The following is a 26,383-nucleotide window of genomic DNA, read 5'->3' on the forward strand; positions in this document are numbered from 1 at the left end:
CAGCGGCACGGGCGGGCGCGGAATATCCCGGCCCAAACTACGTTGATGGATATATCATCTGATCAACAGATGATCTGTAGAACAGACGAGTTGGGGTTGGGATGACTGATTACGGTCATGACCTGCTGCTGGGCACGTTCATCACGCCGTCGGTGAGTGCTCCCGATCGCGCGGTGACGCTGGCCGAGCTGACCGAGGCGGCCGGGCTGGACGTGGTGACCTTCCAGGACCACCCGTACAACGCCGCCCTGCTGGACACGTGGACGCTGCTGAGCTGGGTCGCGGCCAGGACCAGGCGGGTCCTGGTGTCGGGCAACGTGCTCAACCTGCCGCTGCGCCCGCCCGCGGTGCTGGCGAAGGCCGCGACGAGCCTGGACCTGTTGTCCCACGGGCGGTTCGAGATGGGCATCGGCGCGGGCGGGTTCGCCGACCCGATCCGCGGCATGGGCGGCGGGCACGGCAGCGCGGGTGACCGCATCGAGGCGCTGTCCGAGGCGATCGACATCTTCCGCGGCGCGTGGGACACCGACACCCGGGGCATGTTCCAATTCACCGGCAAGCACTACCAGGTGCCCGGGATGAAGCGCGGCCCCAGGCCCGCGCACGACATCTCGATCTGGCTGGGCGCCTACAAACCGAGGATCCTGCGGCTGACCGGCCGCAAGGCGGACGGCTGGCTGCCGACCCTGGAGTACCTGGAGCCGGGGGTCCTCACCGCGGGCAACGAGATCATCGACGAGGCCGCTCTGACCGCGGGACGCGATCCGCGGCAGGTGCGCCGGATGCTCAACGTCATGCAGCCGGGCACGAGTGCCGCGTTCCTGCGCGGCACGCCCGAGGACTGGGCCGACCAGCTGCTCCCCCTGGTCATCGACCTCGGGTACAGCGCGTTCTTCGTCGCGACCGACGACCCGGCGACCATCCGGGCGTTCGGCGAGGAACTCGCGCCCGCCCTGCGGGAAGCGGTCGCCAAGGAACGCGGAAGCGTTGCCGTGCAACGGTCATCGGCCGCGCTGGCCAAGCGGGTGCCGGGAATCGACTACGACGCAGTGCCACCGCAGTTGCAGGCCGTGGAGCCGGGTGACCCGTCCTACGACCGGATCCGGCACAACTTCGCCCGCAAAGGCTCGCCGGGCTTGGTGTTGCGACCCGGGAACGTCCCGGAAGTCCAGGCAGCGCTGGCATACGCACGCAGCCAGGACGTCACGATCGGCGTTCGCAGCGGCGGCCACGGCTTCAGTGGACGGTCCACCAACGACGGCGGGATCGTCATCGACCTCGGCCGGTTGAACTCCGTCAAGGTGCTCGATCGCGCGACCAAGCGGGTGCGGGTCGAACCGGGCGCCCGGTGGGGCGAGGTGGCGCAGGCGCTGAAACCGCACGGGCTGGTCATCAGTTCCGGCGACTTCGGCGGTGTGGGCGTCGGCGGTCTGGCGACCACGGCGGGCCTCGGGTACCTCGCCCGCAGCTACGGCCTGACGATCGACCACATCCGTGCGGTCGAGATCGTCCTGGCGGACGGCACTTTCCTGCGGATCGACGACGAGCACGAGCCCGACCTGTTCTGGGCCGTGCGCGGCGCGGGCGGCAACTTCGGCATCGTGACGGCGTTCGAGATCGAGGCCACCGAGCTGGTCAACGTCGTGCACGCGGAACTGTTCGTGGACGCCACCGACACCGCCGAGGTCATGCGGCGGTGGGGCCGGCTCGTCGAGGACGCGCCGCGCGAGGTCACCAGCTTCACCGCCCTGTACCCGCCCCGCGCCGGTCAGCCGCCGGTCGCGCAGATCATCCTGGTCTACGCCGGTGACGACGTCGACGCCGCCCAGGCCGCGCTGAGCCCGTTCCTCGGGGTCGGCCCGGTGCTGTCGAACGAGGCCCAGGTCATGCCGTACGCGTCCGTCGTGTACCCGCCCGGCGAGCGGCACACCGGGGACGGCCCATCGGAGGCGCGTTCCGGCCTGCTGCACCACATCACGCCGGAGGCGGCCGACGTGATCGAGTCGATGATCAAGTCGGGCCGGGTGCTGATGATGCAGTTCCGGTCGGCAGGCGGCGCGGTCAACGACATGCCGGCCGAGGCGACCGCGTACTCGCACCGGACGCAGAACTTCTCGGTGGTGAGCGTGACCTTCCCGGACTGGGCCGACCAGCACGACAAGCTGTGGGACACCCTGTACCCGCTGCTCGACGGCATGTACCTCAGCTTCGAGACCACCACCAGCCCGGAACGGCTGCTCGACGCGTTCCCGCCGCCGGTGCTGTGCCGGCTGCGCGAACTGAAGGCCAAGTACGACCCGGACGACGTGTTCGACAAGAACTTCGACATCACCAAAGCGGACGTCCTGCCGCACCCCTCGAGCCGTAACATGTGACCATGGCCCAGCGCACCGACCTCAGCACCACGCGGAACCTGGGCTGGGCCCTCGCGGTGGTGCTGAGGCGGTGGCACGAGGGCGTCGAGGACGTGCTGAAGGACGTGCCACAGGGCTCACGCGGCTACCAGGTTCTGTCCACTGTGGTACATGAACAGCTGCCCACCCAGGTGGCGCTGGCCGCCCACCTGTCCATCGACCGCACGGTGATGACGTACCTGATCGACGAGCTGGAGGGCGACGGGCTCGTCGAGCGCAGGCCCGACCCCGCCGACCGCCGGGCGCGCCGCATCGTCGCGACCGCCCGGGGCCGCAAAGTGCTCGCCGCGGCCGAACGGCGCGTCGCCGCCGTCGAGGATGTCATCCTGAGCGGCCTCAGCGCCGACGAGCAGGCCGCGTTCCAGGACCTCACCCAGCGGGCCGCGACCCACATCCACCACGAGGACCCGAACGCCGACCCGTGCACCGCCGTGCGGCAGGTGTTCGACCAAGCGAACTGAGCACCGTTCTCCATTGTGGATGGCCAATCCGGCCCGGTCAGATCGTGGCCGGGTATCTTGGCCGGGGCGTCTTCCCCAGCCGCCACCGGCCCGGCGCCGAGCCCATGACCAGGCCGAGGACCAGCCAGAGCGCGACGGAGATCCGGGACAGGCCGGCCGGGTGGTCGACCAGGCTCATCAGCAGGAAGCCCAGCAGCGCGGCGAATCCGGGGAAACCGACGGCGATGTCCTTTGTGGCCAGTCGCGTGGCGGTGACCAACGCACCGACGGTGATGGCCAGGATCGCCAGAAAGCCCAGAACCCCGGTCTCCACAAGCCAGTTCAGCCAGAGGTTGTGGACGTGCGCGAACTGCTCGCGGCCGGGGATCCGGGCGTTCACCGCTGCTCCCGCGTTGCCCAGGCCGACGCCGAATGGCCGCTGCACCGCGATGTCCATGGCCGCACGCCACGCCTCGCCGCGGATCCCGATCGCCCGTCCGGCCTGGGACGCGATCGCGATCCCGGCCAGCGCCGCAGCCAACGCACTCGCCCCGATCCACCCGGCCAGCACCGTGGCACGCGGGCTGAACCGGCCATGGAATCGGTGCCACGCAAGGACCATCAGCCCGGCGAACCCGGCGATGCAGGCTGCCCGCGAGAAGGTGGCGAGCAAGGCGGCGTACCCGATGAGCGTCAGGCCCAGCAGGCAGATCTGGTACAGCCGGTCGGTGACCGTGGCGACCGCGACCACGCTGAGCGGCAGGAACAGCAACAGGAACGCGGCGAGCAGGTTCGGGTTGCCGAACGTGCCGATCGCGCGAACCTGGAGGCCCGGCGCACATGCCGTCTCCCTGAGCAACCCCATGCGGCAGAACCCGGTCTGCACACCGCGGCTGACCTGGTTGATGGCGATCACACCCGCCACGGTGACCGCGCCCGACGCCAGCATGACGATGGTCCGCCAGGAGTGCTTGGCCACCCGGGTCAACGCGGTGACCAGGTAGTAGATCGCGATGTACGACACCAGGTTCCGCAGTTGCGGCGCACCGCCTTCCCTGACGGTGACGGCGATCGCGGCGGCCAGCAGCACCAGGATCGGGATGTCCAGCCTGGTCCGGAAATGTGCGAACCGGGCGCCCGCGCCGACCACGGCGGCCAGTCCGGACACGATCACCAGCCGCTGCCAGGTGACGACCACCAGAAACGGCCGGGCCGGCAGGATCGCCGCCCCAGCGTCGAACACCAGCACGGTGACGCACAGCAGGACGGCGATGGCCGGCGCAGTCAGCTTGGGACGGTCCGTCGCCGTGAAATGGACGCCGTTGTTCTTGGCGGGCAGCCGCTCGCACGTGCCACGTGTGTCCATTACGGAGCCTCGTTTCGATGGGTGTCACCACCAGCTGTGACAACGGGGCTATGGCGTTCTGTGACACTCGATGGGCACGGCATCGAGCCGCACCTCTCGGTGCCTGCCCACGAGGCTGAGTGGACATACGGCGAGTAGTTGCCGGTGGTTTGCGAGGGCTGGGCGGTCGAGGTGACCATGGGGTATGGGGCGGCTCCTGCAGGACAGCCGGGTCGCCATGCTGACACCCGAAACACTGGCCTTTGTGGACAGCAGCCGACCGTACACATTGGACTTCACTGGGGTGTTCTCACAGCTGGTCGTCCGGGTTCCGTGCACGCTCATGGCCCGGCGGCCGATGTCCAGGGCCACATCGGTCGCGCTGCCCTCGTCCGGACCGGCCGGCCTGGTCACGGATTTCTTCACCAAACTGGCACGCCTCGATCCCCACACCGCCTGCGAACCGGGACTCGACGCCGACGCGGTGGCCGCGGGATGCGGGATCTCGCGGCGGACGCTGTTCCGGGCCATGGCAGGTGAGTCGCTCGCCGACCTGACCCGCGACCACCGGGTCGCGAAAGCCCAGCGGTTGCTTCGAACCATGCCAACCCGCACGCTCGCTGCTGTGGCGCGCGACTGCGGTTTCGCCGGACCGCCCAACTCCACCGCGCTTTCCGCGTTGTCGCCGGGACTACACCAGGTTTGTACGGCGTGGCACGGATCGTCACTGACCCTGGCGCGGATCGGTCACCGTCCTCATGACACACACCGCGACCCGTTTCCTACCCGCGCACACTGTCGGCCTGTTCGCCGACGAGGCGGTGACCGGCGAGCCGGAGTCGAGCTGGGTCCGGCACAACCACCTGCGGCTCGCCGAGGAACACGACCTGCTCGCGGTCCTGCCCGCGACCGCCAACATGTTGTCCGCCACCGCATCGGGCGCAGCGGGGAACATGCTCTCGGCCACCATCCTGGCGTGTTCGATCCCGGTCGTGTTCTTCCCGGCGATGGACGCCGAGATGTGGGCCAAGGCCGCGGTCCAGCGCAACATCGAGACCGTCCGCGCCGACAGATACCACGTGATCGAGCCCGAATGGGGCAAACGGTACGACGTCGGGCTCGGCGCGTTCGCCGAGACCCCGATGCCGCCCTCTCCCCCGCAGTTCGCCGACACCGTCCGGCGGTTCATGCCGTGGGTTTGACCGACGCTACTTCCGGGTAACCCTTGGTGCACCTCGGGAGGTCCCGGCCATGCTCAACGCGCACGAACAGCAGCAGCTGAGGCTCATCGCACGCGGGCTGGAGGCCGACGACCCCGCCCTCGCCCAGTCCCTGTCCGGCCGGCGGACGCCCAAACGTAGCGTCCATTGGGCTTCCGTTGTGCTGGCGATGCTTGCCGTGGTGCTGGCAGTTCTCACCGTGGTGACCGAGGTCCTCCCCCTGTTCCTCCTGGCCTGCGTCGCGGCCATCGCCGCCGCCTGGGCCGGCTGCCTCACGAGCTGACGGCGGACACCCCAGATCAGCGATTGCGAACCGACCCCATCGCCGACCGCGCTGGATGGCGTCCATTGTGGCCCGTGAGCGGCTCAGTCCCGGTCGGCGTTGAGGATCGTGTGCAGGCCCTGCTTCAGTTGCCGACCCACCTCTGGGGGCAGCGGGGACAGGAACAGCGCCTCGGCCTCCCAGGATGCCTTTGAGGCCTCGACGAGCGTGGTCCGGCCGGTTTCGGTCAGTTCGACCACGTTGCGCCGCCGGTCCTGCTCGTGGGGGTGACGGGACACCAGGCCTTTGGCTTCGAGGGTGTCCAGGAGCGCGACCATGGTCGTCCGGTCGATGCCCAGGCGCTGGGCCGCCTGCTGCTGGGACGAGGGCTCGTCGCCCGCCAGCACCGTCAGCACACCCAGCTCGCGGCCTTCGATTCCGTACGGCTTCAAAGCGGCCGTGACCAGCTCGGTCAGTTTGAACTGCGCGTGCTTGAGCAGGTAGCTGAGGCGCTTGCTCAACTCAGGGTCGGTGGACACGCCCCAATCCTATCGCTAAGCTGATTGTCAGTACGACTGATAATCAGCTCGACGACAAGATGAGGAAGATCATGATCCTGGTTACCGGCGGTCTTGGCTTCATCGGCTCGCACACCGTGCGGTCGCTGCTCGACGCGGGCGAGCCCTGCGTGCTGGTGCAGCGGCGCGCGGCCGGGTTGCCCGACGACCTGCACGGCGCCGTGGTCGAACAGGCCGACATCAAGGACCTGGAGGCGTTGCGCGACATCGGCAAACGGCACGAGATCACCGGCATCGTCCATCTCGCGTTCTCGATGCCGTGGCCCGCGCCCGCCGAGCAGCCCGTCGAGGCCTCCCGGGAGGCGCTCGGCAGCCTGTTCAACGTCCTGCAGGTCGCGCAGGAATGGGGCGTGACCAGGGTGGGTGTGGCGAGCACGATCGGCGTGTACGGCGGGGTCGCGGCCACCGGCGCGCTCAGCGAGGACACGCCGTTGCCGATGCAGTCGCTGCACGTCATCCCGACGTTCAAGAAGATCGGCGAGCTGCTGACCGACCACCTGGCCGGCGCCACCGGCCTGGACATCGTGAACTACCGCATCGCCGCCATCTGGGGTCCGCGCGGACGCGCCCACGACCTGTTCTTCGCCGCGCCGCGACTCATCCACTCTGCCGTCCATGGCACGACCCCGCAGTTCGCCCAGCCCCGGTTCGCCGAGGACGCGATCGACCTCTGCTACGTGAAGGACTGCGGCCGCGCCATTGCCGCCCTGCAACTCGCGGACCGGCTTAACCACCGCACCTACAACGTCGCCTCCGGCCGCTCGACGTCGAACGCCGAGGTCATCGCGGCGATCAAGAAGGTCATCCCGGACGCCCGCGTCGACCTCCCCGCGGGCGAACCCACCCCGCCCACCTACCTCGACATCACCAGGTTGCGGCAGGACACCGGCTACGAACCCGCCTACGACACGGAACGCGCCGTGGCCGACTACATCGACTGGCTGCGCGCGGGTAACGAGCTGTAGTCCAAGATAGGCCTATGGGGACGGACACCGACGAGGTCGAACTGAGCAAACAGGATCTGCGTGAGGTCACCGCGTTCGCCGCGGCCTGCGCGGAGACCGCCCTCGAGATCTTCGAGGCCGCGCAACCGGATGACACCCGGCCCCGGAACGCGATCGCCGTGGCGTGGGCGTTCGCGCGGGGCGGTGAACGCGGGAAGGCCCTGCGCGACGCGGCCTGGGCGGCGCAGAAAGCGGCCAACAGCACGGACTCCGACGCCGCCCGCGAGGCAGGCCGGGCGGCGATGGCCGCAGCGGGCGCCGCCTACCTGCACCCCCTCGCCAAAGCCACCCAGGTCAAGCACATCCTCGGCTCGGCCGCGCATGCCGCCCGAGCGTCCGAGCTGGCCGCTGGTGATCCAACCGTTGGCGTGCAACATATCCAGCAGGCTGCAGATCGTGTCTCACCGGCTGTCATCGCGGTGCTGAAACGCTTCCCCGCGGCGCCGGGTGGCGGTGGTCGGGTCGGTGAGCTGGTCCGCCTGCTGGACAATGCCCTTCGCTGAACGCAAGGAGCTGGGCTGAGCGTGAGCTTCGACCGGACCGGCACCGGGCCGGTGATCGTGCTGGTCGACGGGGCCGGTTCGTTCCGCGGCACTCACCCCACGGCAGCCCTGATTCCGGCCCTCGCCGGAGACTTCAGAGGGCGATGTACTTGGTGTCCAAGTACTCCTGGATGCCTGCCTCGCCGCCTTCGCGGCCGAGCCCGGACTGTTTGACGCCGCCGAACGGGGCCGCCGCGTTGGACACGACGCCGCGGTTCAGCCCGACCATGCCGGTCTGCAGGGCATCGGCGACGCGCAAAGCCCGGTCAAGGTCCCTGGTGTAGGCGAACGCGACCAGGCCGAACTCGGTGGCGTTGGCCGCGGCGATGGCCTCGTCCTCGTCGGCGAACGTGCTGACCGGCGCCACCGGGCCGAAGATCTCGGTGCGCAGGAGCCGGGAGCCGGCGGTGACATCGGTCAGAACCGTTGGCTGGTAGAAGTATCCACGGCGCTCGGGAGCGCCACCACCGGTGAGCACCCGAGCGCCTCGGCCTACGGCATCCTGAACCAGATCGTCCACTTTGGACCGTGCTGCCGAGTCGATCAACGGGCCGACTGTGGTGCCGTCCTCGACGCCTGAACCGAGCACTTGCTGGCTCATCCGTGTGGCCAACGCGGTCCCGAACTCCTCCGCGACGCTTTCGTGGACAAGGAACCTGTTGGCGGCGACACAGGATTCGCCGCCATTGCGCAGTTTCGCGATCATCGCTCCGTCCACGGCGGCGTCGATGTCCGCGTCGGCGAAGACCAGGAAGGGCGCGTTCCCACCGAGTTCCATCGAGGTGCGCTGGACGTTGCGGGCCGCGGCGGCCAGCAGAATCCGGCCGATCTCGGTCGATCCCGTGAACGACAGCTTGCGCACCCGGGGGTCGCCGAGGATCGCGTCGACCACGGGGGCCGGGTTGCTGGTCGTGACGATGTTGACCACACCCGCGGGGACGCCCGCTTCGGCCAGCAGCTGCCCGAACAGCAAGGCGGTCAACGGGGTCTGTTCGGCGGGCTTGAGGATCACGCTGCACCCGGCGGCAAGCGCGGGCGCGACCTTGCGGGTGACCATGGCCAGCGGGAAGTTCCACGGCGTGATCAACAGGCACGGCCCGACCGGCTGCCTCACCGTCAGCTGCCGGGCGTTGCCCTCCGGCGCGAGCGTGCCGGCATGGGGTCCATGGGGTTACGCCGTGACATCGAGCTGCTCGAGGTGCTCGCCGGGCAGGAGGCCCAGCGCCGGGGCGGCCTGGGCGTGCTGCGGGTGGCCGCGCTGACCGGCCGGGAGAAGAGCCAGGTGTCGCGGGCCCTGAAGTCGCTGGAGGACGAGGGCATCGTCGAGCGCGACCCGGACACCCTGGAGTACCGGCTGGGCTGGCGGCTGTTCTCGCTGGCCGCCCGGTCCACCCAGAACCGGCTCGTCCAGGTCGCCGAACCGGTCATGCACCGGCTCGCGCACGCGCTGGAGGAGACGTGTCACCTGTGTGTGCTGCGGGGCCAGGAGGTGATCACGCTGCTGTCGGTGTCACCGGGGCACGAGTTCCGCGCTCACGGCTGGGAAGGCCGCGGGGTGCCGGTGTACTGCACGTCGGCCGGGCGGGTCCTGCTGATGGACGCGACCCCGGACGAGCTGCATGTCCGGTTCCCCAGCGGGGAGTTCCCGGCCGGGGAGCACAACACCCAGGTGCGCACGGTCGCCGAGCTGTGGACCAGGATCTCCCGTGTCCGCGAGGCCGGGTACGCCTATGTGGACGAGGAGTTCGAGCCTGGGCTTGTCGGCACCTCCGCGCCGATCCGGGACTTCCGCGGGCGAGTTGTCGCCGCGTTGAACGTGTCGGCGCCCAAACAACGCCTGGGGGACAATCTCGTCGAAGCCGCCCGGGAAACCGCCCGCGCGACGTCGGCCATCTCCGAACTGCTCGGGTGGGTGGCGCGGAAACCATCCTGAGAGGTCGCCGATGCGCACCAAGAAGATCGAGTTCACCGGGTCGCAGGGGACTCCGCTGGCCGCGCGGCTGGAGCTGCCGGCCGGGATGCCACGCGCGTACGCGTTGTTCGCGCACTGCTTCACCTGCGGCAAGGACCAGGTCGCGGCGACCCGGATCTCCCGTGCGCTGACCGGGTTCGGCGTGGCGGTGCTGCGGTTCGACTTCACCGGTCTCGGCGGGTCGGGCGGGGACTTCGGCAACACCGGGTTCAGCTCCAATGTGGACGATCTCGTGCTCGCGGCCTCGTACCTGCGGACGCACCACGAGGCACCGACCCTCCTGATTGGGCATTCGCTGGGGGGTTCGGCTGTGCTGGCGGCGAAACACCGCATCCCCGAGGTTCGGGCGGTCGCGACCATCGGTGCGCCTGCCGATCCTTCGCATGTCGCGCATCTGCTGGGCGCGGATACATCGGAGATCGAACGCTCGGGCGAGGCGGAGGTCTCGTTGGCGGGGCGGACGTTCCGCATCCGTCAGCAGTTCCTCGACGACATCGCCGAGCAGCCGCAGGCCTCCCGGATCGCGCACCTGGACGCCGCGCTGCTGGTGCTGCACTCCCCCATCGACAAGCTGGTCGGCCCGGAGAACGCCCGCAAGATCTTCGACACGGCCCGCCACCCGAAGTCGTTCATCTCGCTCGACGGCGCGGACCACCTGCTCACCGACCCGGACGACGCCGAGTACGTCGCCTCGGTGCTCGCCGCTTGGGCCAGCCGTTACGTCCTCGCCGACCGTCCGGGCGAGGGCTACGTGACCGTGACCGACAGCGGCGAAGGCCCGCTCGGCCAGACCGTGACCGCCGGGCGGCACTCACTGCCCGCCGACGAGCCGGTGCCGATCGGTGTCGACAGTGGACCGACACCCTACGACCTTTTGCTTGCTGCCCTTGGTGCTTGCACGTCCATGACGTTGCGGATGTACGCCGACCGCAAACAGCTCCCGCTCGACCGCGTCACCGTCCAACTGCGACACTCACGCATCCACGCCGAGGACTGCGCCTCCTGCGAGACCAAGACGGGCCTGCTCGACCGGATCGAACGCACCATCCACCTGGACGGCGACCTCACCCCCGAGCAACGCGAACGCCTGCTGCAGATCGCCGACAAATGCCCCGTCCACCGCACCCTGAAGTCCGAGATCGACATCCGGACAACCGAGTCCTAGCAGCAGTGGTCGCCGCGCCAGGCTTCGCGGCCTTCCCTGACCGCGACGGCGGCGATGACCAGGGCGACGATGGGGTCGGCCCAGGACCAGCCGAACAGCGAGTTGAGCAGCAGACCGACCAGCAGCACGCCGGACAGGTACGTGCACAACAAGGTCTGCTTGGAGTCGGCGACCGCGCTGGCGGAGCCGAGTTCGCGGCCGGCCCGGCGTTGCGCGTAGGACAGGCCCGGCATCACCAGCAGCGACACCGCGGCCAGGACGATGCCGACGGTGGAGTGCTCCGCGGACTCGGCGCCCAGCAGGGACCGGACGGAGTCGACGGTGACGTAGAGCGCGAGGGCGAAGAACGACACCGCGATCACCTTCAGCGCGGTCCGTTCGCGCGCCTCGGGGTCCTTGCCGGAGAACTGCCACGCGACGGCGGCGGCCGAGGCGACCTCGATCACCGAGTCCAGGCCGAAGCCCACGAGCGCGGTCGACGAGGCCACGGTGCCGGCCGAGATGGCGACGATGGCCTCGATGACGTTGTAGGTGATCGTCGCCGCGACCAGCAGCCGCACCCGCCGGGACAACACCCCGCGGCGGTCTGGATCAACGGACGCAGCAGGAGTGCAGCAGTCGCACGTGGTCAGCTCGGTGTCCTCGCTCACTCGGCCACCTCCACCACGTCGTCGACGCACGGTTCGTCGGTGTCCACGGCGAGTACCACCTGCACCAGCTCGCTCAACGCGCGGGCGAGGTGGGCATCGGCCAGCGCGTAGCGGACCTGGCGGCCTTCATAGGTCGCCACGACCAGGCCGCAGCCGCGCAGGCAGGACAGGTGGTTGGACACGTTCGACCTGGTCAGACCCAGTTTCACGGCCAGCTGACCCGGATAGCTCACGCCATCCACCATGGCGATCAGGATCCGGCAGCGGGTCGGGTCGGCCAGCGCCCGGCCGAGGCGGGCCAGGGCCGATTCACGCGTCTCACCGGTCAGCATGGACGGAACAGTACAGCATCAGCTGAACAGTTGTCCCGAGCATGACATGCGGGCGTCTGATATCCCTAGCGGGCACACTCACGAAGGAGACGAGCCGATGTCCGAGCTGGCTGGGTTCATCGCCGGCCTGCCCAAGGCCGAGATCCACGTGCACCACGTGGGTTCGGCGTCACCGCGGGTGGTGGCCGGGCTCGCCGCGCGGCACGAGGGCACCAGCAAGGTCCCGGCCGACCCGGAGCTGCTCGCGGAGTACTTCACCTTCCAGGACTTCGCGCACTTCATCCAGGTCTATCTGTCCGTTGTGGACCTGATCCGCGACGCCGAGGACGTCCGCATGCTGACCTACGGTGTCGCCGAGGACATGGCACGGCAGAACATCCGGTACGCCGAACTTACTGTCACGCCTTACAGTTCGACCAGCCGCGGCATCCCGGACGTGGCCTTCATGGAGGCCATCGAGGACGCCCGGAAGTCCGCCGAGGCGGAGCTGGGCATCGTGCTGCGCTGGTGTTTCGACATCCCGGGCGAGTCCGGGCTGCCCGCCGCCGAGGAGACCGCGCGCCTCGCCCTGGACCTGATGCCCGACGGCCTGGTCAGCTTCGGCCTGGGCGGCCCCGAGATCGGGGTGCCGCGGCCACAGTTCAAGCCGTACTTCGACCGCGCCCGCGCCGCCGGTCTGCGCAGCGTCCCGCACGCGGGTGAGACCACTGGGCCGCAAACGATCTGGGATGCCCTGCGCGACCTCGGCGCCGAACGCATCGGCCACGGCACCCAGGCGATCGCCGACCCGGTCCTGCTCGACCACCTCGGCGAACACCAGATCCCCCTTGAGGTCTGCCCCACCTCCAACATCGCCACCCGCGCCGTCGCCCGCATCGAGGACCACCCCCTGCGCACCATGGTCGACGCCGGCCTGCTGGTCACCATCAACAGCGACGACCCCCCGATGTTCGGCACCGACCTCAACACGGAGTTCGCCGTCGCCGCGAAACTGCTCGACCTCAACGAAACCGGCATCGCCGCCCTGGCCAAGAACACCGTCAAAGCCTCGTTCCTCGACGACACCGGGAAAGCCGCGCTGACCGCCGAGATCGACAGGTACCTGGCGGACCGGCGGAGCTGACTGCCCGGCCGGCTCAGCGGGACGCGAACGGGATGAACCCGCGCGGTTTCGTGATTGCACATCCCGTCCAGAGGCGACTACTGTCCGTAAACGCACTGGAGGTGCCCGGTGCGGCGCTGTCGCCGTGCCACATTCACCCTGCCGGCGCAGCCACGGTGACCGGGCTGCCGGGAATGACGCGAGCCGCAACGAGGCGACTTCCCCCGATAGACGTCACTCGGAGGTTGCACATTGTTCAGGGAACGGTTGCCGCTCGCCGGTTATGAACTGGCGCGTTCGGGTGACCTCGATCACGTGCGCGAGGTGATCGGCCGTGTACTGCGGCCGCACCGGGTCAGCCGGCTCGGCAATTCCCCGCTCGACGCCTGGGTCAGGTTCGCCCGGCTGAGAGATATGTCGGTGAGCGTCATCAGCTACGGCGGTGACGTGCGTTTCGAATCCGACCCGTTGGAGACGTTCTTCGCCGTCCTGATGCCGTTGTCCGGGGTGGCGATGATCAGCCACGGCCGGCAGCGGATGCGAGCGCTGCCGGGTCAGGCGTGCGTGCTGTCGCCGACCGACCCGGTGGACATCCGCTGGTCCGGCGACTGCACCCAGCTGATCGCCCGGTTCGAGCGGGCGGCGCTGGAGGCGCGGCTGTCCGACCTGCTCGGCGCACCACTGGGCCGGCCGCTGCGGTTCGAGCCGCCGATGGACGTGAGCTCCGGCTACGGCCGCAGCTGGCGGTGCGGGCTGGAGCTGCTGGTATCCGAATGGGACCGGCCGGGCACGCTGATCGAGCAGCCGCTGGTGGCGCACCGGTTCGAGCGGACGCTGATGAGCGCGCTGCTGGTGGCGCACACCAACAACTACACCAGCATGATCAACGGCGAGACGCATGCGGCCCCGTCCCGCGCGGTCGGCATCGCGCTGGAGTGGATCGAGAGCCACCCGAAGTGGCGGCACACCACCGCGAGCCTGGCCCGCGAGGCCGACGTGACCGAACGGGCGCTGCAGCGCGGCTTCCGCAAGTACCTGAACATGCGGCCGATGGAGTACCTGCGCGAGGTGCGGCTGCGGCGGATCCACGACGAGCTGCAGGCCGCCCAGGCGGATGCGGTGACCGTCACCGGCATCGCCGCGGACTGGGGGTTCCTGCACGCCGGTCATTTCGCCGCGAAATACCAGCAGCGGTTCGGCGAGAAACCGTCCGAGACACTCCGCCGTTGACATTCGGTAAATGAGCCCGTGGTGTCGCTGCGGGCTCATTCGCATGCCATTTTCTGGCAGTCATTTTTCGGATCACATGATTCGTTTCTCGGATTGCCCGGCCAGTTCGGCGAACGACAGGATGACATCGGAGAAAGGAGGGAAAATGTCACTCGGTATCTACGCCGAAGGCCTGGTGAAACAATTCGGGAAGACCACCGCGCTGCGGTCGGTCGATCTGGCGGTCCCGGCCGGGCAGGTGGTCGGCGTGCTCGGGCCGAACGGCGCCGGGAAGACCACCCTGATCCGGATCCTGTCCACCCTGCTGCCGCCGGACGCCGGTCAGGCCTACGTCTGCGGGCACGATGTGGTGGCCGATCCGGTGCTGGTGCGCCGCAAGATCGGGCTCACCGGGCAGTACGCCTCGGTCGACGCCGACCTGTCCGGCACCGAGAACCTGGTGCTGGTGGCGCGGCTGCGCGGGTTGTCCCGCCGGCAGGCGCGGGCCCGCGCCGCGCAGCTGCTGGACCGGTTCGGCCTCACCGAGGTGGCCGGCCGCCCGTCCAGGACCTACTCCGGCGGGACCCGGCGGCGGCTGGACCTGGCGGCCAGCCTGGCCGGCCACCCGCAGGTCCTGTGCCTCGACGAGCCGACCACCGGTCTGGACCCGCATGCCCGTCGCGAAGTCTGGCGCGAGGTGCGCGAGCTGGTGGCCGACGGCGTGACCGTGGTGCTGACCACCCAGTACCTGGAGGAGGCCGACCAGCTCGCGGACCTGATCACCGTGATCGACCGCGGCCGGGTGGTCGCCGACGGCACCGCCGCCGAGCTGAAACGCCGCGTGGGCGGCCACACGCTGCAGATCCGCCCGCCCACACCGGCCGATCTGGACAAGGTCGCCGCGATCCTGGGCCGCCGCACCGGTTTCTCCCCGGTCGAGGACCCGGCGACCGGGCTGCTCACCGCGCCGGTGACCGACCCGGTCCTGGTCTCGGCCGTGGTCCGCGACCTCGACGACGCGGGCATCACCGCCGACGAGCTGGCGCTGCGCCTGCCCAGCCTGGACGAGGTCTTCCTGGCCCTCACCGGCCAGTCCGCAACCGCAGGCCGGCCCTCGTGAGGGTTTTCAGTCGTGCCAACGACCGAAACCACTCACGAGCGGCTTGGGTGCTGTGTGGGCGAGGTGTGCGGCGGATCCGGCGGAATCCGGCGTACCTGGTCGATGTCACCGTGCAGCCGGTGCTGTTCCTGGTGATGTTCGTGTACCTGTTCGGTGGCGCGATCGCCGGGGATCGCGGGACCTATCTGCGGGACCTGGTGCCGGGGCTGATGGTGCCGACCGCAGTACTGGCCAGCATCGCCGTCGGCGCCGGACTCAGCACTGACGTCACCACTGGGGTATTCGATCGGTTCCGGAGCATGCCGATCCCGCGCTCGGCGCCGCTGACCGGTGCCGTGCTCGCGGACGTGGTGCGGTACCTGATCGCGTTCGTGGTCCTGCTGACCGCCGGTGTCCTCATGGGGTTCCGGGTGCGGACCGGCCCACTGGAGGTGCTGGCCGCGGCCGGGTTGCTGGTGCTGGCCGGGTTGTGCTTCTGCTGGGTGAGTGTCTACATCGGAATGGTCGCCCGCCGGGCCGCGTCGGTACAGGGCGTGGCGGTCGCGGTCTTCATGCCATTCGTGTTCGGCAGCAACGTTTTCGTGGCCGGCGACACCATGCCGGGCTGGTTGCGGTCGTGGTCGGCGATCAACCCGGTGAGCCTGCTCGCCGACGTCGAGCGGGGTCTGCTCAACGGGGGCACCGGTCCGCTCGCCGCCGCACTGGCCTGGCTGGCCGGCGTGGGGCTCGTGTTCTTCCCGCTGGCCATGCGCGCCTATCGCAGACGTAGTGGAGTGAGAGGAGGGTCCGGATGAGCACAGCGATTCTCGGCACCGGCTCGTACCTGCCGGAGACGGTGCTGACCAGCGAGGCGCTCGGCACCCATCTGGGTGTCGGCGAGCAGTGGATCTTTGACAAGACGTACATCAAGGAGCGGCGGATCGCCGCGCCCAGTGAGGCGACGTCCGATCTGGCCACCCAGGCGGCGCACAAAGCCTTGCAGGCGGCCGGGTTGAGCGCGTTCGACGTGGACCTGCTGATCGTGGCGACGTCCACACCGGACCAGCCGATCCCGGCGACGGCGGCGATGGTACAGGCCAACCTGGGTGCCGTGCGGGCCGCGGCATTCGACGTGGACTCGGTGTGCACCGGGTTCGTCTACGGCCTGGTGACCGCGCACGCGATGCTCGCCGCCGATGCCGGTCCGCGGACCGCGCTGGTGATCGGCGCGGACACCTACTCGCGGATCCTGGACTACCGGGACCGGCGCACCTGCGTGCTGTTCGGCGACGGCGCGGGCGCGGTCGTGCTGGGCAAGCGCGGCAACGGACGCGGCCTGCTGGCCAGCAGCCTGAACACCGACGGCAGGCTGGCCGGCCTGGTCGGCATCCCGGCGGGCGGCAGCAGGCGGCCGGCCGGCCCGGAATCCGTCGCGGCGGGCCAGCACTACTTCCGGATGAAGGGCCGCGAGGTGCGCGACTTCGCCGCGCGGGTCGTGCCCGACCTGGTCACCGAGGTGGTCAAGGCGGCTGAGCTGACCGTCGCGGACGTCGACCTGATCGTGCCGCACCAGGCCAACGGGACGATGCTGGAGTCCCTGGCCGCCCAGCTGGACCTGCGGCCCGGCCAGATGCACATGACCATCGAGCGCTACGGCAACACCGGCGCGGCCTCGGTCCCGGTCACGCTCGACGACGCCGTGCGCGGCGGCCTGGTGCACACCGACGACATCGTGCTGCTGGTGGCGTTCGGTGGCGGGATGAGCAGCGGCGCCGCCGCGTTGCGGTGGACCGGCCCGGCGAAGGCCGGTGAGCGCTGGTGATGCGGCGGCCGGTGCACTTCCCGCGCTCCCGCCCGCCGCAGCACGAGACCGAGTTCCACGGCGACGTGCGGGTCCCGTCGAGCGTCGCGGGCCTCACCCTCGGCGCCGACCTGTACCTGCCGCGCACCGAGAACCCGGTTCCGGCGCTGGTGACCCTCCACACCGGACGCAAGGACGGGCTCGGTGGCCTGGCGGCCCGCCGTTATCTCCGGTACTTCGCCGAACGCGGGTACGCCGTGCTGTACGTGGACTGTTTCGGGATCGGCACGTCCGACGGCGTGCCCCGGCCGATCCTGGACCCCGGCGAGGCCGACGATGGCGTGTCGGTGGTCCAGTGGGCGGCGCAACAGCCGTGGTGCACGGGAAGCGTTGGCATGTGGGGACTTTCGCACGGCGGCATGACGACCCTGGCGGTCGCCTGCCGTCGTCCCCCGGCACTGCGGGCAATCCACCCGGTGATGGGCTGGACCGACGTCGAACGCGATCTGGTGCACCCGCACGGCCAGCGCGGCGGGATCGGCATGTTCGGGCACCTGAGCCTGTACAACATCTTCTGCGCGCTGTTGCCCCCGTTGCGGGACCACGACAAGACCGAGTACGCGAACCTCTGGAAGCAACGGCTGGAGGAGTTCGAGCCGTGGTTCGCCGACTCGTGGAACCACCCGCCGGGCCACTACGTGTGGACCCGGCGGCGGTTCGACCCGAGCCTGATCAACGTGCCCGCACTGTGCGTCGCGGGCTGGCGGGACCTGTTCTGCGACAGCATGATCGAGGCGTACCGGCAGATCAGGGCGCCGAAGCAGCTGCTGGCCGGGCCGTGGCTGCACTCGTTCCCGGACGTCTCGGGCACGCAGCCGGTTCCGTCGGTGGCCATGGCGTGCGCGTGGTGGGACCGGTGGCTGCACGGCGGCAACCGGCCGATGCGGCCCGAGCAGACCGCGACCTTCTTCGTCCAGGGCACCGGGCGGTGGGCCCGCAGCGAGCAGTGGCCGCCGGAGAAGAAGGCCGACCAGGTCTTCGTCGCCGCCGGGTCCGGTCATCTGTACCAGTCCGCGCCGGCCGGCCGTCCGTCCATCGTGGTCGCCGCGACCCGGATGAGCGACGCGACCGTCGGCGCGTTGAGCGGGCTCACCAAACACCCCATCGACAAGTTCGGCCATCCGCTGGACCAGCACGACGACGACGCGAGGTCGTTGTCGTTCACCAGTGCGCCGTTGCCGGAACCGGTGGTCATCGCGGGGCGGCCGCTGGTCCGGTTGCTGCTCGCCCCGGAGACCACCGCCGCCAGGTGTGTGCTGAAAGTGACCGATGTGGACGGACAGGGGCGCTCGACGCTGATCTCGATGGGCACGGTCGATCTCACCCAGCCCCGCAGCAGCACGGTCCCGGATCTGCGGGTCGTCCACCTGGATCCCACGTGCTACCAGGTGCCCGCGGGCCACCGGGTCCGCCTTGTGCTGGCGGAATCGGACATTCCCCGGCTGTGGCCGGTGGCATCGCCGGGAAAGCTGGTGGTCCGGGTCATCCACGCGGCCGGGGACTACGTCGGGCTGGCCGCCGAAGGTTATGGCGGGCTGGCGGCGACCACGCTCAGCCTGCCGGTGTGTGATCCGGCGACGTTGACCCATGTCCTTGTCCCCCAGCAGGACCGGGTCCGGTCATCGGCGATGACCAAGGACCGCTGGGAGATCACCCGCGACCACCTGAGGGACTCGGTGCGGGTGTCCATAGCGAAGGAGGACCGGGTCCGCTCACCGGACGGCGACCAGGACTCGCTGACGATGAAGACCCTGGTGACCTTCGGGGTGAACGAGCACGACCCGTCGCTGGCCCGGATGGTGGCGTCCGGCGAGATGACCGCGGAGACCACCGACGGCGACCAGGTCGCCGTCCGGGCCGACATCGACATGGGCACCGCCGACGCGATCGTGACCGCGGAAGTGGTGGTCAACGGCACCCAGTTCCTGATGAGGGAGTGGAATCTGGCATGACCCGTCCGCTGAGCTATCTGGAACTCGCGCACGTCGGCCGCGTCGTGATCATGGCGGCCGAGTACGCGGGCGACCTGGATCCGGACGCCGTGGCGCACGCGTTCCGCCTGCTGTGCGAGGCCTATCCGGTGCTGCGGTCCTGGGTGCAGGGCAGCGGCCAGGACGCGTCGTTCGCGGTCGAGCCGGACTACTTCCCCGAGGTGATCGTCCTGGAGGACGTGCCGGACGTGCTCACCAAGATCGTCGAACTGCCCTGGCACGCCGGTGAGTCCGTGGCCGACCTGGTGCATGTCCTGGGTGAGGGGCACGGGTATCTGGCCCTGCGCACGGATCACTCCATCACCGACGCCAACGCCTGGCTCGGCATGTTCCGTGAGTTCATGCGCCTGCTCACCGAGACCGTCAACGGCGACGGCACCGCGGTACAGCCCGGCACCTTCCCCACCTCACCGGCGGAGTTGTTCCATGAACGACTGGGCCTGATTCCCTACGACCGCAGGCTGTTCCACACCGCGGGCGGCGGAAAGCCGGACGGGACCGCGAGCCTGATCAGCGGCTACCTCACCCTGGGCCGCCAGGAAACGGCGTGGCTGCGCCGGGCGGCCCGGTTCTACCGGTCGTCGGTGCACGGGCTGGCCTGCGGTGCGATCCTGCTGGCCCAGCGGATGCTCGCGGGCGGGAGCGAGCCGGCGCGGATGTACTGCGTCTCGCCGGTGGACTTCCGCGGCCGGGTCGAACCGCCGGTGGACGTCCTGGAAACGACCAACTTCATGCTGTCCTATGTGGCCGAAGTGGACGTCTCGCCGAGGATGAGCCCGGTCACCGTCGGCCAGTCGATCAAGGCGCAGCTCGACGGTGTGCTGTCCCGCAAGCAAGGCGTCCGCGCGGACGGGCCGCTGGCCGGCACCCTCGACCACAACCTGTCGTTCGCCCTGGTGAGCAACCTCGGCGTGATCGAGGACTTCGCCGAGCCGGCCGGAGTGTCCATCACGGGCTTCCGGGTGCTCAACACCGTCGACGACACGCTGTTTCCCGGCCACTACGTGTGGACCTACCACGGCGAGCTCACCGTCCTCTATGTCCTGACCGCGCGCTACTTCACCGAGGAGCAGGTCGGGCGGCTGGCCAGGGAGATCCTGGAGCAGCTGATGATCGCCGGAGCGTCCTCGTGAAGGTGCTGCTGGTCACGCATGGCAGCCGCGGTGACGTGCAGCCGTTCGTCGCGCTGGGCATGGAGCTGATCTCGGCCGGGCATCAGGTGGTGCTGGCCTGCCCGGCCGAGGCGGCCGCACTCGCGGTCCCGCACTGCGAGCGGGTGGTGCCGCTGGACGACGGCACGAACAACCTGGTCGGCGACCGGGACGCGTGGCGGGCGGTGGAGCTGAACTTCCGTGGCCTGCGGGGCAAGTGGCTGGGGCTGAAGTTCATCCGCCGCAACAGGATCGCGATGGCCAACGTGCTGGAGGACCTGGCGGTGCTGACCGAGTACGTGTCCGGGGACGTTGACCTGGTGGTGCACCAGGTCAACGTCCCCGGGCACGCGATGGCCGAGAAGCTGGGCGTGCCTGCGGTCGTGGTGTGCCTGCAACCGTTCTGGGTGCCGACCGGGTCCTTTCCGGACCCGTTGTTCCCGTTCCCGTTGCCCGAGCGGTTCAACCGGTTGTCGTACCTGTCGACCAGGATGTTCGTGCACGCCTTCACCGGCAGCACCGGGAAATGGCGTTCCCAGCGGCTGGAGCTGCCGGTCCGGCGGCGCGCTCAGAACGTCCTGCGCCGCCCGGACGGCTCCCCCGCGCCGGTGCTGCAGGCGTTCAGCCGGCATGTCCTGCCGGACGACGTGCGCTACCCCGGTTCCGTGCACACGACCGGCTTCTTCTTCCTGCCCGCCCAGGACTGGACGCCGCCCGCGGATCTCGAGCGGTTCATCGCCGACGGCGAGCCGCCGGTCTACGTCGGCTTCGGCAGCATGGTCGGCAGCGACCCGTCCCGGACGGCGCGGATCGTCGCCGAGGCCATCCGGGCGGCCGGTGTCCGGGCGGTGGTCGCGCTGGGGCGGGGCGCGATCCGGCCGGAGGTGCTGGGCGAGGACGTGTTCTGGCTGGACCAGGCCCCGCACGACTGGCTGTTCCCGCGGATGGCGGCCCTCGTGCACCACGGCGGGGCGGGCACCACCGGGGCCGCGCTGGCCGCCGGGCGCCCACAGGTGATCTGCCCGTTCATGTTCGACCAGCCCTACTTCGGCCGGCGGCTGCACGCGATCGGTGTCGCCCCTCCGCCACAACCGTTGCACGACTTGACCTCCAGCGGGCTTGCGGCGGCGATCCGGTACGCCACCACCGATCCCTCGCTGAGTGCGCAGGCGCAGCACGTCGGCGCGTTGGTACAGGCCGAGAACGGCGTGCACACCGCGGTCACGACACTGGAATCACTTGCCTAGCCGCGTCGAGCAGGGCCCGCGTGTACCGGTGGTGCGGCTCGTCGAGACTGCCCTGCTCGACGATGCGGCCCTTGAGCAGCACCGCCACCCGGTGTGCCATGTGCCGCACCACGTCGATGTCATGCGAGATGAACAGATACGCGACGCCCAGCCGTTGCTGCAGATCCATCAACAGGTTCAGGATCTGCGCCTGCACCGACACGTCCAGCGCGCTGGTCGGCTCGTCGCACACGATCAGCTCCGGCGCCAGGACCAGCGCCCGCGCGATGGCGATCCGCTGGCGCTGGCCGCCGGAGAACGCCCCGGGGTAGCGCCCGGCCGCATCCGGTGGCATGCCAACGCTTTCCAGGGCGTCCGCGACCATGGCGGCCGCTTCCCGGCGGGACAGCCGCAGCACCACGCGCAGCGGCTCGGCCAGCGTGCCGCCAATGGTCCGGGACGGGTTGAGCGAGCCGTACGGGTCCTGGAACACGATCTGCACCCGGTGCCGCCGCCGCACCGGGATCCGGGTGACGTCCTTGCCGTGCACCAGGATCTCCCCGGCCGATGGCCGGACCAGGCCGACGATCGCGTGACCGATGCTGGACTTGCCCGAGCCGGACTCGCCGACCAGCCCGAGCGTCTCGCCCCGGTCCAGGTGCAGGCTCACCCCGTCGACCGCCACCTGGCCGGGGTATTCCACCCGCAGGTCACGCACATTCAGCAGAGGTTCGCTCATGCCCGCCTCCTTCGCTCAGCAGCACATGGTTCACACACCGGGTCTGGTGGGCGGGTTCGGGTTCGAAGACCGGCACGGGGTCGGCGCACTCCGGTGTGGCCAGCGCGCACCGCTCGGCGAAGTGGCACCCGGACGGCCAGGCGGAGGGCCGGGGCACGACGCCTGGAATCGCGGCCAGGCGCCGGCCCCGGCGGTCCCGCGTCGGCCGGGCGCCGAGCAGGCCGGCTGTGTAAGGGTGCAGCGGGCGGTCGACAAGGTCCCGCACGGGAGCCGACTCGACGATGTGGCCCGCGTACATCACATACGCCCGTTGGCACATCTCGGCGACGATGGCCCAGTCGTGCGTGATCAGCAGGATGGCCATGCCCCGGTCGGCCTGCAGCCGGCGCAGCAACCGCAGCACCTCGGCCTGCACGGTGACATCGAGCGCGGTGGTCGGCTCGTCGGCGATGAGCAGCCGCGGCTCACCGGCCAGGGCCATCGCGATGCCCACCCGCTGGGCCATCCCGCCGGAGAGCTGGTGCGGGTAGCGGGCCGCGACCTTCTCGTCCAGATCCACATCCCGCAACAGGTCCAGCACCCGGGCCCGGACCTCCCGGCGAGAACCGCCGTGGTGCCGCCGGACCAGCTCACCGACCTGCTGGGCCACGGTGAACACCGGGTCCAGGGCGGCGACCGGGTCCTGGGAGATCATCGCGATCTCCGACCCGCGCACGGCCCGCAGGTCGGTCGTAGTCAGGTCAGTGCCGTTGAACACCATGCTGCCCCGCGTGACCGTTCCCCCGGCAGGCAACAGGTCCAGGATGGCGCGGCCGGTGATCGTCTTGCCGCAGCCGGACTCGCCCACCAGGCCGACGGTCTGGCCGGTGTCGATCTCCAGGCACAGGTTCTCGGCGACCGTGGTCCCGGCCAGCGCGATGGAAACGTCCTGAATGGACAGCAATGCGGTGGTCGGGGCCGCCGTGGAGATCCGGCGCCGCGGCCGGCGGGGCGGGCGGGCCGGGACGCGTTCGGTGCGTTCGGCGGTCACGTCCCGCACGTAGTCGCCGAGCATGCCGAACGCCAGAATGGCCAGGCCCAGCACCACACCGGGCGGGATGAGCAGCCACGGCTGGCGGTCGATCACGGCCGAGGCCTCGGCGATCATCGTGCCCCAGGTCGGATCCGGCGGCTGCGCCCCGAACCCGAGGTAGCTCAGGCCCGCGTCGATCAGCAGCGCACCACCGGCCAGCACCGACAGCTGGACGATGACCGGCCCGGCCACCCGCGGCAGCACGTGGCGCACCACGATGTGCCGGTTCGGCAGCCCGCTCACCCGTGCCGCGGCGATGTAGAGCTCCTGGCGCACCGCGAAGGTGGTGCCCCGCGTCACGCGGGCGAGGCCGGGTGAGATCAGGATCCCGAGGGAGATCATCGCGACGGTCTGGTTCCCGCCGAACACAGCCAGCACGACGAGCAGCGTCACGATCACCGGGATGGCGAGCATCATGTCGACCACCCAGTTGAACGCCTTGTCGAGCCAGCCGTCCAGGAACCCGGCCGCGATCCCGGACGTCACCCCGGCCAGCAGCACAGTGAGCACCACGATCGCCGCGTTGACCAGGCTGACCTGTCCGCCGTACATCAGCCGGGTCAGCACGTCCCGGCCGAGACCGTCCGTCCCCAGTGGATGCTGGACGGTCGGACCGGACAGCACGTTGTCCAGATCTGTCGCGTTAGGACTGTACGGCGCCAGGACCGGCGCCAGCACGCAAGCGAGGACCAGGACGATGAGGTAGCCGAGCGGCGCGGCCGCGAGTTTCCTGCTCACCGGGCACGCACCTTCGGGTTGAGCCAGCCGTAGGCCAGGTCCACCACCAGGTTGACCGTGACGACGACCAGCGTGAACACGACCACGACGCCCTGGATCATCCGAATGTCGTGCTGGCTCGTGGCCTGCACCGCGAGGCCGCCGAGCCCGGGCATCGCGAACACTGCCTCCACGAACACCGTGCCGCTGAGCAGGCTCACCAGGGTGAGCCCGACGAGGGTGACCACCGGGATCGACGCGTTGCGCAGCGCGTGCCGGAACACAATGGACCGTTCCGGAATCCCGTTGGCACGTAACGCCGTCACGAAATCCCGGGACAGCGCCTCCAGCATGGCGTCCCGGGTCTGCTTGGCGAACAGGGCGATCCCGGGCAGCGCGAGCGTGGTCACCGGCAGGACCAGGCTGCGGGCCCAGCCCGCGGGGGACGTGGCCAGCGGGACGTATCCGGTGGCGGGCAGCAGTTCGACCGTCACCGAGAACAGCGTGACCATGGTCAGCGCCAGCCAGAAGCTGGGCAGCGCATAGCCGATCAGCGACAGCACGTCGACGGCCCGGCCGACCCGCCCGCCGCGGACCGCGCTCAGCACCCCGAGCGCCACACCGCCGACGGCGGTGGCGATGGTGGCGCAGATGACCAGGGACGCGGTGACCGGCAGCCGGTTGGCGATCTCGCCGGCGACCGGCAGGCCGCTGATCGGTGACGTGCCGAGGTCTCCCTGGATCGCCTGGGTCAGCCAGTGCCAGTACTGCAGCAGGATCGGGTCGTCCAGGCCGAGCTCGTGGTGTAATCGTTGGTAGGCCTCGGGACTGAAGTGGTCACCGAGGATGGTGCGGGCGATGTCACCGGGTGCGGCGGCCTGCAGCAGGAACGTCGCCAGCGAGATGGCGAACACCAGCGCGACCGAGATCAGCAGCCGGTAGAGGATCAGGCGCGCCATGGCCGGCCGGCCTTCCGGCGGCCGCGTTGCGCCGCGATCATCTCCCGGTACCAGTGGTACGAGGCTTTCGGTGTCCTGACCAGCGTGTCGAAGTCGACGTGGACCAGGCCGAACCTGGGGGCGTAGCCGTGGTCCCACTCCAGGTTGTCCATCAGGGACCAGACGTGGTAGCCACGGATGTCCATGCCGTCCTTGATCGCCCGGCTCAGCTGGCCCAGGCACTCGCTCAGGTAAGCGATCCGCTCGGTGTCGGGCGCGTTCACCCCGTCCGGCAAGGGGATTCCGTTCTCTGTCACGTGGATGGGCGGCAGCGCAGGGTAGTTCTGCCGCAGCCAGGTCAGCAGCGCGCCGAATCGTTCGGGCGCGACCGGCCAGCCCAGCATGTTCACCGGCACACCAGGCAGGTCCGTCCGGGTGTACCCGAACAGGCCGGCCGGAGAGGCGGCGACGCGGGCGGGCGCGTACCAGTTGACGCCCAGGAAGTCGATGGGTGCGTCGATGATCTCCCCGGCCACCACCGGCCTGCCGGCCACCAGCGGGAAGTGCCCATGGAACAACGGGTCCAGGAACAGCCGGTCCTCATGGACCTCGGCACAGCGGGCCGCGTCGAGATCGGCCGGGCCGCCACCGGCCGGGGTCATGCCGGACAGGTTGAGCGCGATCCCGATCTCGCCGCGCACGCCCGCGGATCGCAGCCGCCGCACCGCGAGGCCGTGCGCCAGCATCAGGTTGTGCGCCATCTGCAACCCATCGCGCCCCAGCGGTCCGTCCACTCGGGACGATCCGAACATGGCGGCGTTCAGCACCGACAGCGGTTCGTTGAGGGTGATCCACCGGGCCACCCGGTCGCCCAGCCGGTCCGCCACACCCTCGGCGTAGTCGGCGAAGCGCTCGGCGATGTCCCGGCTGAGCCACCCACCGGAGTCCTCAAGGGACTGCGGGTGGTCCCAGTGGTACAGGGTCAGGGTGGGCTGGATCCCCCGGAGCAGCAGCCCGTCGACCAGCCGCTCGTAGAACTCCAGCCCATGCGGGTTCCACGGGCCCCGTCCGCCGGGCTGCACCCGCGGCCAGGACACCGAGAACCGGTAGCTCGTCACGCCGAGGCCCCCGATCAGGTCCAGGTCCTCGGCCAGCCGGTGGTAGTGGTCGCAGGCCACGTCCCCGGTGGCACCCCCGGCGAAACCGCCCGGCCGGTGCGCCAGTGTGTCCCAGATGGACGGTCCCTTGCCGTCCGCGTCCCAGGCGCCCTCGATCTGGTAGGCCGCGGTGGCCACGCCCCAGCAGAACTCCGGCGGGAAGATCAGGTCCTCATCGACCATCGCGGCCTCCAGTG

23 protein-coding genes and 3 pseudogenes are annotated in these 26,383 nt (G+C 69.9%); 17 read left to right on the forward strand and 9 right to left on the reverse strand.

The window, feature by feature from the left end; genetic code table 11:
- The first annotated feature begins 101 nt into the window (after nucleotides 1–101).
- Entirely contained in the window at nucleotides 102–2,375 is a 2,274-nt protein-coding gene (locus AB0J95_RS16975; RefSeq protein ID WP_364758025.1) for an LLM class flavin-dependent oxidoreductase, read from the forward strand.
- A 2-nt stretch (nucleotides 2,376–2,377) separates the two neighbouring features.
- The gene (locus AB0J95_RS16980; RefSeq protein WP_364758027.1) at nucleotides 2,378–2,875 is read left to right on the forward strand and encodes a MarR family transcriptional regulator; all 498 of its coding nucleotides are present in this window, start codon (nucleotides 2,378–2,380) and stop codon (nucleotides 2,873–2,875) included.
- Between the two features lie 37 nt (nucleotides 2,876–2,912).
- On the opposite strand, the gene AB0J95_RS16985 is transcribed toward AB0J95_RS16980, so the two are convergent.
- Entirely contained in the window at nucleotides 2,913–4,220 is a 1,308-nt protein-coding gene (locus AB0J95_RS16985; protein WP_364758029.1) for an O-antigen ligase family protein, read from the reverse strand.
- A 184-nt stretch (nucleotides 4,221–4,404) separates the two neighbouring features.
- Here AB0J95_RS16985 and AB0J95_RS16990 point away from each other — a divergent pair.
- From AB0J95_RS16990 to AB0J95_RS17000, 3 genes and pseudogenes are all read left to right on the forward strand, one after another.
- Nucleotides 4,405–4,644 (forward strand): annotated as a pseudogene (locus tag AB0J95_RS16990) (hypothetical protein); the annotation flags it as partial.
- 310 nt (nucleotides 4,645–4,954) lie between these two features.
- Nucleotides 4,955–5,401, forward strand: a pseudogene (locus tag AB0J95_RS16995) (flavoprotein); the annotation flags it as partial.
- Between the two features lie 49 nt (nucleotides 5,402–5,450).
- A complete protein-coding gene (locus tag AB0J95_RS17000; protein ID WP_364758030.1) occupies nucleotides 5,451–5,702 on the forward strand; it encodes a DUF3040 domain-containing protein in 252 nt (83 codons plus the stop codon).
- Nucleotides 5,703–5,785: 83 nt separating this feature from the next.
- Here the strand turns inward: AB0J95_RS17000 and AB0J95_RS17005 are convergent, their stop codons facing one another.
- Nucleotides 5,786–6,220, reverse strand: a complete 435-nt coding sequence (locus AB0J95_RS17005) for a MarR family winged helix-turn-helix transcriptional regulator (RefSeq protein ID WP_364758032.1) — start codon at nucleotides 6,218–6,220, stop codon at nucleotides 5,786–5,788.
- 71 nt (nucleotides 6,221–6,291) lie between these two features.
- Here AB0J95_RS17005 and AB0J95_RS17010 point away from each other — a divergent pair, with 71 nt between their 5' ends.
- Together AB0J95_RS17010 and AB0J95_RS17015 are read left to right on the forward strand one after the other, a co-directional pair.
- Entirely contained in the window at nucleotides 6,292–7,224 is a 933-nt protein-coding gene (locus AB0J95_RS17010; protein WP_364758034.1) for an NAD(P)-dependent oxidoreductase, read from the forward strand.
- A 14-nt stretch (nucleotides 7,225–7,238) separates the two neighbouring features.
- Nucleotides 7,239–7,766: a putative immunity protein gene (locus AB0J95_RS17015; protein ID WP_364758035.1), complete on the forward strand. Its 528-nt coding sequence runs from the start codon at nucleotides 7,239–7,241 to the stop codon at nucleotides 7,764–7,766.
- 133 nt (nucleotides 7,767–7,899) lie between these two features.
- Here AB0J95_RS17015 and AB0J95_RS17020 read toward each other — a convergent pair.
- Nucleotides 7,900–8,952: pseudogene (locus AB0J95_RS17020) on the reverse strand (aldehyde dehydrogenase family protein); the annotation flags it as partial.
- Nucleotides 8,953–8,970: 18 nt separating this feature from the next.
- Here AB0J95_RS17020 and AB0J95_RS17025 point away from each other — a divergent pair.
- The gene (locus AB0J95_RS17025; protein WP_364758037.1) at nucleotides 8,971–9,738 is read left to right on the forward strand and encodes an IclR family transcriptional regulator; all 768 of its coding nucleotides are present in this window, start codon (nucleotides 8,971–8,973) and stop codon (nucleotides 9,736–9,738) included.
- Nucleotides 9,739–9,748: 10 nt separating this feature from the next.
- Nucleotides 9,749–10,942, forward strand: coding sequence for a bifunctional alpha/beta hydrolase/OsmC family protein (locus AB0J95_RS17030; protein WP_364758039.1), 1,194 nt, complete (start codon nucleotides 9,749–9,751; stop codon nucleotides 10,940–10,942).
- Here the strand turns inward: AB0J95_RS17030 and AB0J95_RS17035 are convergent.
- Both AB0J95_RS17035 and AB0J95_RS17040 read right to left on the reverse strand, forming a co-directional pair.
- Nucleotides 10,939–11,574 carry a cation transporter gene (locus AB0J95_RS17035; protein WP_364758785.1) on the reverse strand — a complete coding sequence of 212 codons (636 nt, stop codon included), beginning with the start codon at nucleotides 11,572–11,574 and terminating at the stop codon, nucleotides 10,939–10,941. The two genes, AB0J95_RS17030 and AB0J95_RS17035, sit on opposite strands and share 4 nt — an antisense overlap.
- 14 nt (nucleotides 11,575–11,588) lie before the next feature.
- Nucleotides 11,589–11,924 (reverse strand): metalloregulator ArsR/SmtB family transcription factor, encoded by a 336-nt coding sequence (locus AB0J95_RS17040; protein ID WP_364758041.1) that lies wholly within the window; start codon nucleotides 11,922–11,924, stop codon nucleotides 11,589–11,591.
- Between the two features lie 97 nt (nucleotides 11,925–12,021).
- Here AB0J95_RS17040 and AB0J95_RS17045 point away from each other — a divergent pair, with 97 nt between their 5' ends.
- The 8 genes from AB0J95_RS17045 (at nucleotide 12,022) to AB0J95_RS17080 (ending at nucleotide 21,584) form a co-directional block, all read left to right on the forward strand.
- Nucleotides 12,022–13,047, forward strand: a complete 1,026-nt coding sequence (locus AB0J95_RS17045) for an adenosine deaminase (RefSeq protein ID WP_364758043.1) — start codon at nucleotides 12,022–12,024, stop codon at nucleotides 13,045–13,047.
- Between the two features lie 231 nt (nucleotides 13,048–13,278).
- Nucleotides 13,279–14,256, forward strand: a complete 978-nt coding sequence (locus AB0J95_RS17050; RefSeq protein ID WP_364758045.1) for an AraC family transcriptional regulator — start codon at nucleotides 13,279–13,281, stop codon at nucleotides 14,254–14,256.
- 145 nt (nucleotides 14,257–14,401) lie between these two features.
- Nucleotides 14,402–15,355 carry an ATP-binding cassette domain-containing protein gene (locus AB0J95_RS17055; protein ID WP_364758046.1) on the forward strand — a complete coding sequence of 318 codons (954 nt, stop codon included), beginning with the start codon at nucleotides 14,402–14,404 and terminating at the stop codon, nucleotides 15,353–15,355.
- A gap of 47 nt (nucleotides 15,356–15,402) precedes the next feature.
- Nucleotides 15,403–16,149 (forward strand): ABC transporter permease, encoded by a 747-nt coding sequence (locus tag AB0J95_RS17060; RefSeq protein WP_364758048.1) that lies wholly within the window; start codon nucleotides 15,403–15,405, stop codon nucleotides 16,147–16,149.
- On the forward strand, nucleotides 16,146–17,156 hold the full coding sequence (locus AB0J95_RS17065) for a beta-ketoacyl-ACP synthase III (protein WP_364758049.1): 1,011 nt from the start codon (nucleotides 16,146–16,148) through the stop codon (nucleotides 17,154–17,156). The genes AB0J95_RS17060 and AB0J95_RS17065 overlap by 4 nt, the downstream gene beginning before the upstream one ends.
- The gene (locus tag AB0J95_RS17070) at nucleotides 17,156–19,147 is read left to right on the forward strand and encodes a CocE/NonD family hydrolase (protein WP_364758788.1); all 1,992 of its coding nucleotides are present in this window, start codon (nucleotides 17,156–17,158) and stop codon (nucleotides 19,145–19,147) included. The genes AB0J95_RS17065 and AB0J95_RS17070 overlap by 1 nt, the downstream gene beginning before the upstream one ends.
- A complete protein-coding gene (locus AB0J95_RS17075; protein WP_364758051.1) occupies nucleotides 19,144–20,319 on the forward strand; it encodes a hypothetical protein in 1,176 nt (391 codons plus the stop codon). The genes AB0J95_RS17070 and AB0J95_RS17075 overlap by 4 nt, the downstream gene beginning before the upstream one ends.
- The gene (locus tag AB0J95_RS17080) at nucleotides 20,316–21,584 is read left to right on the forward strand and encodes a glycosyltransferase (RefSeq protein ID WP_364758053.1); all 1,269 of its coding nucleotides are present in this window, start codon (nucleotides 20,316–20,318) and stop codon (nucleotides 21,582–21,584) included. The genes AB0J95_RS17075 and AB0J95_RS17080 overlap by 4 nt, the downstream gene beginning before the upstream one ends.
- On the opposite strand, the gene AB0J95_RS17085 is transcribed toward AB0J95_RS17080, so the two are convergent.
- Genes AB0J95_RS17085 through AB0J95_RS17100 form a run of 4 tightly spaced genes read right to left on the reverse strand, consistent with a single transcriptional unit; the run spans nucleotide 21,559 to nucleotide 26,369 of the window.
- Nucleotides 21,559–22,302 carry an ATP-binding cassette domain-containing protein gene (locus tag AB0J95_RS17085; protein ID WP_364758055.1) on the reverse strand — a complete coding sequence of 248 codons (744 nt, stop codon included), beginning with the start codon at nucleotides 22,300–22,302 and terminating at the stop codon, nucleotides 21,559–21,561. The genes AB0J95_RS17080 and AB0J95_RS17085 overlap by 26 nt on opposite strands.
- On the reverse strand, nucleotides 22,274–24,112 hold the full coding sequence (locus AB0J95_RS17090) for a dipeptide/oligopeptide/nickel ABC transporter permease/ATP-binding protein (protein ID WP_364758056.1): 1,839 nt from the start codon (nucleotides 24,110–24,112) through the stop codon (nucleotides 22,274–22,276). Before AB0J95_RS17090 ends, AB0J95_RS17085 begins: the two co-directional genes overlap by 29 nt.
- Nucleotides 24,109–25,050 carry an ABC transporter permease gene (locus AB0J95_RS17095; protein WP_364758058.1) on the reverse strand — a complete coding sequence of 314 codons (942 nt, stop codon included), beginning with the start codon at nucleotides 25,048–25,050 and terminating at the stop codon, nucleotides 24,109–24,111. Before AB0J95_RS17095 ends, AB0J95_RS17090 begins: the two co-directional genes overlap by 4 nt.
- Nucleotides 25,038–26,369 carry a GH1 family beta-glucosidase gene (locus tag AB0J95_RS17100; RefSeq protein WP_364758060.1) on the reverse strand — a complete coding sequence of 444 codons (1,332 nt, stop codon included), beginning with the start codon at nucleotides 26,367–26,369 and terminating at the stop codon, nucleotides 25,038–25,040. The genes AB0J95_RS17095 and AB0J95_RS17100 overlap by 13 nt, the downstream gene beginning before the upstream one ends.
- Between the last annotated feature and the right edge of the window lie 14 nt (nucleotides 26,370–26,383).

This window comes from Actinocrispum sp. NPDC049592 (assembly GCF_040675465.1).
In the GTDB taxonomy this organism is placed as follows: domain Bacteria; phylum Actinomycetota; class Actinomycetes; order Mycobacteriales; family Pseudonocardiaceae; genus Kibdelosporangium.